11 protein-coding genes and 1 pseudogene are annotated in these 8,301 nt (G+C 45.7%); 8 read left to right on the top strand and 4 right to left on the bottom strand.

Translation table 11 applies throughout. The features are described from left to right. Positions 1 to 142 precede the first annotated feature (142 nt). Positions 143 to 400: a zinc ribbon domain-containing protein gene (locus LZ23_RS25530; RefSeq protein ID WP_045214081.1), complete on the bottom strand. Its 258-nt coding sequence runs from the start codon at positions 398 to 400 to the stop codon at positions 143 to 145. 64 nt (positions 401 to 464) lie between these two features. Further along, positions 465 to 2,819, bottom strand: coding sequence for an SLC13 family permease (locus LZ23_RS10800; RefSeq protein ID WP_045214080.1), 2,355 nt, complete (start codon positions 2,817 to 2,819; stop codon positions 465 to 467). 830 nt (positions 2,820 to 3,649) lie between these two features. On the opposite strand from LZ23_RS10800, the gene LZ23_RS10790 reads away from it, so the two are divergent. After that, positions 3,650 to 3,952 (top strand): type II toxin-antitoxin system VapC family toxin, encoded by a 303-nt coding sequence (locus LZ23_RS10790; protein WP_045214076.1) that lies wholly within the window; start codon positions 3,650 to 3,652, stop codon positions 3,950 to 3,952. A gap of 149 nt (positions 3,953 to 4,101) precedes the next feature. Here LZ23_RS10790 and LZ23_RS10785 read toward each other — a convergent pair whose 3' ends face one another. Beyond that, positions 4,102 to 5,151 (bottom strand): Rpn family recombination-promoting nuclease/putative transposase, encoded by a 1,050-nt coding sequence (locus LZ23_RS10785; RefSeq protein ID WP_045214075.1) that lies wholly within the window; start codon positions 5,149 to 5,151, stop codon positions 4,102 to 4,104. A gap of 103 nt (positions 5,152 to 5,254) precedes the next feature. Between LZ23_RS10785 and LZ23_RS10780 the strand changes: the two genes are divergently transcribed. The 4 genes from LZ23_RS10780 (at position 5,255) to LZ23_RS25525 (ending at position 6,724) form a co-directional block, all read left to right on the top strand. Beyond that, positions 5,255 to 5,533, top strand: a complete 279-nt coding sequence (locus tag LZ23_RS10780) for a hypothetical protein (RefSeq protein ID WP_045214073.1) — start codon at positions 5,255 to 5,257, stop codon at positions 5,531 to 5,533. A gap of 269 nt (positions 5,534 to 5,802) precedes the next feature. Next, positions 5,803 to 6,153 (top strand): hypothetical protein, encoded by a 351-nt coding sequence (locus tag LZ23_RS10770; protein WP_045214070.1) that lies wholly within the window; start codon positions 5,803 to 5,805, stop codon positions 6,151 to 6,153. 104 nt (positions 6,154 to 6,257) lie between these two features. Continuing rightward, positions 6,258 to 6,461, top strand: a complete 204-nt coding sequence (locus tag LZ23_RS10765; RefSeq protein ID WP_045214068.1) for a RelB antitoxin-like protein — start codon at positions 6,258 to 6,260, stop codon at positions 6,459 to 6,461. Then, complete coding sequence (locus LZ23_RS25525) at positions 6,458 to 6,724, top strand: type II toxin-antitoxin system RelE family toxin (protein WP_045214066.1); 267 nt, start codon at positions 6,458 to 6,460, stop codon at positions 6,722 to 6,724. Before LZ23_RS10765 ends, LZ23_RS25525 begins: the two co-directional genes overlap by 4 nt. Here the strand turns inward: LZ23_RS25525 and LZ23_RS10755 are convergent. Beyond that, a complete protein-coding gene (locus LZ23_RS10755) occupies positions 6,706 to 6,900 on the bottom strand; it encodes a type II toxin-antitoxin system HicB family antitoxin (protein ID WP_332308279.1) in 195 nt (64 codons plus the stop codon). The genes LZ23_RS25525 and LZ23_RS10755 overlap by 19 nt on opposite strands. A 232-nt stretch (positions 6,901 to 7,132) precedes the next feature. On the opposite strand from LZ23_RS10755, the gene LZ23_RS10750 reads away from it, so the two are divergent. From LZ23_RS10750 to LZ23_RS24090, 3 genes and pseudogenes are all read left to right on the top strand, one after another. Continuing rightward, positions 7,133 to 7,339, top strand: coding sequence for a hypothetical protein (locus tag LZ23_RS10750; RefSeq protein WP_045214063.1), 207 nt, complete (start codon positions 7,133 to 7,135; stop codon positions 7,337 to 7,339). A 321-nt stretch (positions 7,340 to 7,660) separates the two neighbouring features. Further along, complete coding sequence (locus LZ23_RS22605; protein ID WP_052507313.1) at positions 7,661 to 8,026, top strand: P-loop NTPase family protein; 366 nt, start codon at positions 7,661 to 7,663, stop codon at positions 8,024 to 8,026. Positions 8,027 to 8,098: 72 nt separating this feature from the next. Then, positions 8,099 to 8,301, top strand: a pseudogene (locus LZ23_RS24090) (ATP-binding protein); the annotation flags it as partial.

Here is an 8,301-nt window from a genome sequence, read left to right as displayed (position 1 = left end):
CAGACTATCCGGTAACAAAAGCGCCTGATCCCATCCAGATGAAACAAAGTGTCGCAGAACAACGCGTAATGCTCCCGCATAAAGACGGTTCTGCTTCACAAACTCATAATAGTCCCGGATACAATCGGATATAGTAGTGTTTTTAAAGCTTTTCACCGCACTGATTGCAGAAAAGAGATTCGGGCAGGTTTTGCGTTTTGCATTGAGAGCATAAGCGCTGGCTTGGCTTTTGTTCAACCGCGCTTCCGCATCCTGAGCAGAACCTGGCGTCAGGATCAAGATCTCTGTCACAATTGTCACATTTGGAAAAAACAACCTGCTGTTGTCCGCAATGACCACAAAACTTAGCATCATCGGGTACTTTTCTTTCACAGCTTATACAGGCGTGGTCCCGGGACACATTCTTTGCTGCTGCCTGAACACCAGATCCTGGCCCGGCAGAAGCAAAATAATGATGAGAAACCCTATATTATCTCAAGGGGCCAGATGATTGGCAGAAAGAACATGAGAATGATCAGTACTACAAGAGTCAGGGGAAATCCCAGTTTTATGTAGTCAACAAACTTGTAGCCTCCAGGACCCATAACCAGAACATTGGCCGGGTGGGAAATGGGAGTCATGAAGCTGGCTGATGCAGCCATGGACATGGCCATCATCATTGGGTACGGAGATATTCCCATATCAGCTGATGCGCTAAGTATTATGGGCACCATGAGCACCACCAGAGCTGCAGTAGGGATGACGCAAGTAGCTGCAAAGGTCATGACCAGCATGCCAAACATCACGGCTCTTGGTCCATAAGGACCAACAACAGATACAATGTTTTCAGCTATAAGGGCAGCAGCTCCGGTCTGGTCCAGGGCCACTCCCAGGGGCATCATGCCGGCAATTAGAAAAATGGCTTTCCATTCTATGTATCTGTATGCCTCTTCCATGGTCAGGCACCTGGTCAGAACCATGAGGGCTGCTCCGCAGACTGCAGCAATGCTGATGGGCAGCCAGCCCATGATTACTGGAAGTAGCACTCCAGCCATTAGCAGAACTGAGGTGGAAAGCTTTTCAGTGCGCACAGGTTTTTGAACTGACTCAGTGAGTACCAGAAAGTCAGGTTCTTTTCCCAGCATTGTCAGTTTTTCTCTGGATCCATAGGTCAGAACAGCATCTCCCAGACGAAGAGGGGTGCTTCTTATATCAGTATAAACAGCCTTGCTTTCACGCCATATAGCCATGACAGTGAGACCGTATTTTTCCCTGAAGCTGATCTGGCTTAAGGTTTTGCCCACCAGTGTGGTGTGGGGAGAAAGCATTACTTCCATGAGTCCTACCTGCTCGTTTTCAAGACTGTCCGTTTCTTGATTTATTTCCTTTTTTACTTCCAGTTTTTCCAATCCTTTCAGAATGTTCAGTCTTTCATGAGTTCCAGCAACCACCAGTGCATCTCCCGGCTTGATAAGTGTTTCCTGGGTGGGTTTGATTCTCGTTCCATCCATTCGCTTGATCAGAAGTACTCTTATACCAAGATTGCTTCCAAGCCTGCTTTGCTCCAGAGAGATTTCATCCAGGTAAACATCCCCTGGAATGTTCATGACAAGGATGTGGTTTTTCAGTTCCTTGATTACTTGAAATTCTGATTCAGAAAGTTCACTCAATGAGAAGTTGTTGTCCTTATGGGCTGAACTGATAGACTGTTCATCTCCCATAACCAGAATGCTGTCCTCAGTAGTGAATATCTGCTCTTGAAGATTGGTTTTTTCCAGCCCAGCATCACTCACCAGACCAATGATGGTCAGTCCATACTTATGAAAAAGGTCAAACTCCAATAAAGCTTTTCCAGCCAGAGTTGATTCTTTGCTTAAAGACAGTCTGGCAGTCTTGTACTCTGCCATGAGCATTTTCAAAATATTTTCATCAGACTCTGCAGGCTTGAGTGTGCTCCAGTTGAGTATTTCCTGGACCTGACTTTCCTGTCCGCCGCAGATAAGGATGTCTCCCGGTTCAAGGTGGGTGGAGGGAGAGGGAGCCAGGAGAGATCTCCCTTTTCTGGTAATTCCTATGACAGATATTCCAAGCACCCGTCCAAGATTGCTCTGCACTAAATTTTTGCCTGCAAGGACTGAGTTGTGAGGAATTTTTAAGCTGAAAAGATTACTTTTTATATCATACTGTTCTGTTAGATTTTTTTCCTTTTCTTTATTACCGGACATGCTCTGGGTTGGGAGTAAATGTCTCCCCACAAGGATCAGAAAGGTTATGCCACCAGCCATAATGGTTAGTCCGATGGGGGTGAAGTCAAACATGGTAAAAGGGGTAAGATCATTGTCTCTCAAGGCTTCACTGACCAGAATATTGGGGGGAGTACCAATCTGAGTTGTGAGTCCACCCAGCAGACAGCCATATGCCAGAGGCATAAGCAGACGAGATGGAGAATGACCTGTTTTCCGGGTTATGTCCATGATTACTGGCAGAAGCAGGGCAGCTACAGCTACGTTGTTCATAAAAGCGGACATTATGCCAGAGCTGAGCATAATAAGCACAATGAGCCTGGCTTCCCCTTTGCCGGAAAAATGCATGACCTGCTTGCCTATTACATTGGCCACTCCGGTCTGGGTCAGACCGCCACTCAGGATGAAAACAGCCCACACCGTAACAACTGCTGAGCTACTGAATCCTGCAAGTGCGTCAGAATAGCTGACCAGACCGGTAATGGCCAGGCTGCTTAGAACCAGAAGCGCTGTTGCCTCCATGGGAACCCATTCTGTTACCAGAAGAAAAACCGCTGCAATGAGGATTATGAGCACCAGAACAATTTCAAAGGTCATGATGTTGTTCCTTGGGATAAAATTATTTCAATCGCTTGTAGCTTGTCCTCGACGCTCATCTTTTCCAACGAAGTGTTAAAGTGCATGTAAATATCCACCATATTTTTTTTGGTTGATCTCAGCCTTACCTGGTAAAGAATTATTAGCCACAGTTAATAAGCCAGACTTCTAAGCAACTACAATCTTTTTGCTAATAAAATCAGACGGTTACAATTTTCATATTTTTAAGATTTTTGCTTATGAATGATGCACATTTGCCTGAAAAATTCCGTCAAAGATGAGAGCTTTACGCCTGGCACAGCTTCCTGCCCGGAGGCTTACAGCCCGGAGGGGGACTGCCCCTCGCTGTGTAAATTTTTTCATTTAAGCAAATTTTTTCCAGGAACCAATGCAGTATCATTTTTTTTTATAGTACCTAGCGGGGACTGTCCCAATTTCCAGAAAAGTGACAGTTCTTCAATGTGGAGGGGGCTTCCAGCCGCCTGTAATTAAATAGCCTGCAGGATGCAGGCTCCACTTTAAAGACAGTTACTCTCGGGTTAGGTCCTGGTCCGCCCGGGTGAGGAGCTTTTAAGTAACTGGAATCGTATATTTGCTCTTGTTCCCAGACTCCAGCCTGGGAACACCTATTTTTTTGTTGCTCCAGCCACTTTTTGAAGAAGCGGCTGGAGCCGCAAGAACAAGACGTCCCTAAGCTGGAGCCTGGCAACGAGGGGTATAAGTTACTCCCAGTTTCGGTCCCGAGCAGCCCAGGTGAGGAGCTTACAAGGGAAAAGGCAGTTTCAGGATGCATAGTGAGTTTTCCATGACTGAATCAAAACTATTGGGCCATGGGTAGATATGTTATCGACGCTCATATTCTGCTTTGGCTCGTATTTGATCCTGAACAGACCAAAAAAACCCAATTGGCCGTATTGCAGGATACAAAAAATAAAATTTTCGCCACCTCCATATCTTTCAGGGAGATACCTTTGAAATACAGCTTAGGCAAACTTGACCTTCAAGGACTGTATCCAGGAGACATCCCAGGGGTGACACAAGAGATGGGTATTGCAATATTGTATATCAGTCATGAATCACTGTCTTCCTACAATGAACTGCCCAAGGTTAAAAAAACACAAAAACCTGTTTGATAGAATAATAATCAGGCACTGCATTAAAAATAACTTCTGGTTTGTCACTCAGGAGAGTGAACTTGAAGATTGTCAATTTTGCAACCATAGAAAAAAAGGTCACACCTTGACAGTGTGACCTTATTGTGGATGGAAGATGTTTATTGTTATTATTGTGCTGCTCTATTTACGAGCTCAGAGAATTCTTCGAGGGACTGAGTTCTGATCACCTTTCTGTTCAGTGCCCTTAAGTTCTCCAGAGTTTGAATGGATTTAATTTTCTCGAGGAGCATTTCAGGTAGAGGACCATAAGCTTCTGTGGCGACATCTATAAGGGTTTCTTGGGAGCTCTCAAGTTTAGCCTGACCAAACCATTCATTTTTCAACACATTAATTTTATTTTCATACTCTTTAATTTTATTTTCATACTCTGACTTCGTCCTCTCATCCCCTTCTCTTCTAAACATTTCAGCTATGGTTCCCATATATACCTCCCCTTCGTCTATCTCAGTTTCGGCAATCTGTTTTATGTCTATGTATTCCTTTTCGTCCCTGGTTAACTCCAGATAATGCAAAATCAATTGCAAAAAATCCAGCAAACGCGCTTTAGGATCAACCTTTTTTATCAACTGAAAGGCTCTTTTGACCCCTTTCATGAATTCTGGAGACCCAGAATACCGCCAGATGGTAAAAAGAGCTTTTAAAGTTTCATCAAAATCGTAGTCTTCTGGGTCATCATTTACTGCATCATACAGCAAAAAGTTAAAGTCAGGAATGAAAATTTTGAAATCATCAGAGGGCAGATTAACCAGGTCTGACAATTTGGTGGGCTTCCAACCCTCTTCTGGATGAGCTATCAATATGGGGATAATGACCGGTAATCTGGTTTCACCAGTATTTTTCTGGTATTGCTCCCAGAACTCAAGGATATACCTCAAGAACTGCAGCGGGGTATTCTTCTTAAAAGTACTTTTGTGCTCCAGAAGAAAAAACACCTTGGCTACATATGAACCGCATTTGGTCGGCACGCTGACGACCAGGTCGGAATAGTAGCTTTGCAGACTCTTGGGCAGAAATGAATCCTTCTCGTAGTAAATCTTATTAAAATCAAGCTGTTTCACAATTTTTTCAGGGAGCATTGATTTTAATAAGCTGATGGCATTCAGCCGGTCCGACAAAAAGTACTTGATGGTGCTGTCGTGAACATTTGGTGTGCTCATATACAAAAAGTACTCTTATTGAACCTGGTTTGCAAGCACTATCATAAACATCGGGACAAACTTAATAAAGACCCAGTAAAAAATAGCTGATCTAAACAAAGCTTTGCCGGATCTAAATCTGGGTTCCCTTCTGCAGTCACTTACCCTACTTGCACACGGCGGAGCTGTTGGCTTTTATGTCCAAAACGCAAACAAAAAACCAGCCATAAATTTCAATCAGACTCTGGCCGAACTGGTATCCCGTGGCGCACCGTACAGATATTTGGCATTACCAAGTATTGGTACTGGCATAAACTTGGACGAGATTCAATGGATGGCCATTGATGCACACAGTAAGAGCGAGGACATACCATTTGGTGTAGAGGCAAGGCCCGAGGTCTGAACAAATCACTGCTTAAAGACGGCCAGCCTCTTAAACACGGAGAAGAAACAGTTAATGAGCTTAAGGTAAGGCTGGACGGGTTTATAGGTGGTACTTTGCCGCTGATTAAGAGGCTTGGTGGGGTTAAGTAAATAATGAATAGCCAGCAGGAATAACTTGCTGATGAACAAAACAGAAGCAGTACACCACACAAAAAGAGCCAACAACCGCCTGAAACCTGCATTCAGATAATCAAAGACCCAGACTGGAAAGAAGCCAAAAAACATTTAATGCGCTGTTTTGCAAGGCTGGACAGAGAGCTTGGACCTGATGACACAGAAGGACCGGCACTGCGGAAAGCTTTATATGATTTTAATAATACTTTTGTTTCGGATTATGAGAACTTACCCGAAGAGCACGCAATGAATGTATACAAGGCAGTGCGTACGGTCCGATACCAGAGGTGGCGCAGGCTCGAAGCCAAATATGGACCAGTGAGGCATTACTTTGATGGCTTTAGTCAAATCAAACCACAGTACAAAAAGCTTAAGCAGGATCAGGATCAAGTTGAGCCGCCACGGGGTTGTCTAATTTTTGTTTTATTGATTGCAGGTTTTATTGTTTGGTGGTTTGGTTTTTGATGCCCACTGGCGCATGCTGGTTGGCTTTTTTGTTGGTGCTTGCCAAGTGGCTTGAGATGTAATAAATATTTGCGAGTATGGAAACCGGACAAGGAGTTACAGCCATGCAAGAAAATTTGCTTAGTCAAGCTGACTACATTACTGACCAGGGCGGAAATATAAAAAGCGTTGTTCTGGACTACCAGACCTTTAAAAAAATTGAAGAAATTATAATTGATTATGGTTTGGGAAAAGCTATGGAAGAAGTACAGGATGACGAAGAGGTTGATCTTGAAGAAGCCATTAAGCTTACTGGGTTTAGTAAGTGAAAACTTCCTACAAGAAAAAATTCCTGAAGGATGTCAACAAACTGCCGGACCATATTAAACAAGGAATTCTGGATATTGCTTTCAAACAGATTCCTGAAATAGAGAACATCCAAGACTTCAGTAATTTGAAGAAATTAACAGGATTTAAGAATTTCTACAGGATACGCTACTCGGATTATCGAATAGGAATTGCTGTTCAGCAAGATAAGACTGTATTCCTTAGAGTGTTGCACAGGAAGGACATTTATAAATTTTTTCCTTGATGAGATGAGATTGTAACGGGAGATAACTGGCACATCTCAATAGCTTCCTTCATATTCTGCATCAGCTCCTCAATGGTCTTTCCCTGAGAATAACATCCTCTGAGAGCTGGAACTTCACCTACAAAATATCCATCCTCATCTTTTTCTATTACCACATAAAAATCTTGGTTCATGATTTTTCTCCAGTAAGTATTTTCTTGTTCATTACTAATAACTGAGGATTACTATATAGAGAGCCAACAGGACAGGTTCATATTTTTCTTAAACTATTCAATGACTTGACTAGGACCGACCCCGGATTTCGCCACTCGTCACCGGCCCCGCAAGATTCCGTCCCCGACCTGGCGGGAGTGCATCAAGAAGGTCTGGGAAGTTGACCCGCTCGCCTGCCCCAAGTGCGGCGGGGAGATGAAGATCGTAAGCTTCATCACCAAGGCGGCGATTATCCGGCGGATTCTGGAGCATCTGGGATTATGGACGGGCAAGAAGACCAAACCGCCGCCGACCAGCCGCGCCCCGCCGCTTGACCGAGAAAAGCGATATGAACCGTTCGACGATGGCTGGCCGCAGTATGAGGATTATGATGAGTATGAAGAGCCCTTGGTCATGGTTTAGGCCGGGTCTGTTTTTTTGTGAAAAGGCAGGCGAATAGGGTGGTACATGCTCGATCGCCGATCATCGGCGCAAAATGTGAGTGTTTTCCGGAATCAGGCTGTTTTGTCGCCCGATATTGCCGTTGACAAGCTGACCGGCAGCTGTTATCAATGACAATTATCGGTTTTTGAGTGGCAAGTTGCGCGAGGTTGTTGCTGATGCCCCGTTTTTTGCCAGGGCAGGAAAAAGCGATTTCTTATCACCAATACGTCCCGGGGCAAACTCCACGGAACATCCGGCATCTGCCTGCTTCGGCAGACAAAAGAACGCCAAGGAGCCAACATGGAAAAATTCTTCAACACCTCCGGGCCGATCATTCCGGCCGAACACTACTCCCTGCCCCCGCTGCACCGGGTGGACTGGGAGGAAGTCAATCATCTGATCCGAACCAAGCGCTATTTCGTGCTCCACGCCCCGCGCCAGACCGGCAAGACGAGTACGCTTTTGGCCATCATGGCCGAGCTGAACGCCGAGGGCCGGTTTGCGTGCGCCTACGCCAACATTGAGGGGGCCCAGGCAGCCCGGGGAGACGAGACCAAGGGCATTCCCGCCGTGTGCAGCGCCATTGCCCGTGCCGTCCACAACCACCTGAACGATGAGCGGCTCAAGGAGTGGCTTGATGGGCTGGGCAAGAACAGGGTGCCCTAGGACCAACTCACGAGCCTGTTAGAGCATTGGTCCAAGCTCTCGACGAAACCCGTGGTGCTTCTCCTGGATGAGGTGGACGCTCTGATCGGCAACACCCTGATTTCCCTGCTGCGGCAAATCCGGGCCGGGTACAACCAGCGGCCCGAAGCCTTTCCCCAGAGCGTGATTCTCTGCGGGGTGCGGGACGTGCGCGATTATCGCATGCATGGCCAAGGGGAAGAGGTGATCACCGGGGGCAGTGCCTTCAACATCAAGGCCAAGTCCCTGCGCATGGG

Origin of the sequence: Desulfonatronovibrio magnus (genome assembly GCF_000934755.1) — a bacterium.
Lineage (GTDB): Bacteria > Desulfobacterota > Desulfovibrionia > Desulfovibrionales > Desulfonatronovibrionaceae > Desulfonatronovibrio > Desulfonatronovibrio magnus.
Note: the sequence above shows the minus strand (reverse complement) of the source record. Positions and strands in the feature narration are given on the sequence as shown.